We start from the raw sequence: 272 nt of genomic DNA, 5'->3' as shown, positions 1-272 counted from the left end.
TGGTTACGCTGACGGTCGAGCCGTTGTTGTAGACGTCGTTCGCTGGCGTTTCGAAGTCGACGCTACCCTGGGTCTTGCCCGCTTCGACGGTTATGGTCTGGCCATTGGACAGGGTTACGGTCACCGGGGTCTGGGCCGGATTGCTCAGGGTCACGGTGTAGGTGATGACGCCGCCTTCGGTCACGCTTGGCGAAGCAGTCAGCGTCGCCGTGGTGTTGTCGACCGAGTCGTTGATCGTGGTCTGCGCCGGCGTCGGGTTCGGCGTCAGCTGC

General features: G+C 63.2%; 1 protein-coding gene. It reads right to left on the bottom strand.

Going from position 1 to position 272, the window contains the following annotated elements:
* A partial coding sequence (locus tag IRZ77_RS26755) for an immunoglobulin-like domain-containing protein (RefSeq protein WP_196174646.1) occupies window positions 1–272 on the bottom strand: 272 nt, incomplete at both ends.

This window comes from Pseudomonas pudica, assembly GCF_015680405.1.
Lineage (GTDB): Bacteria > Pseudomonadota > Gammaproteobacteria > Pseudomonadales > Pseudomonadaceae > Aquipseudomonas > Aquipseudomonas pudica.
The sequence above is the reverse complement of the archived record's forward strand: the minus strand, read 5'-3'. Positions and strand labels throughout refer to the sequence as shown.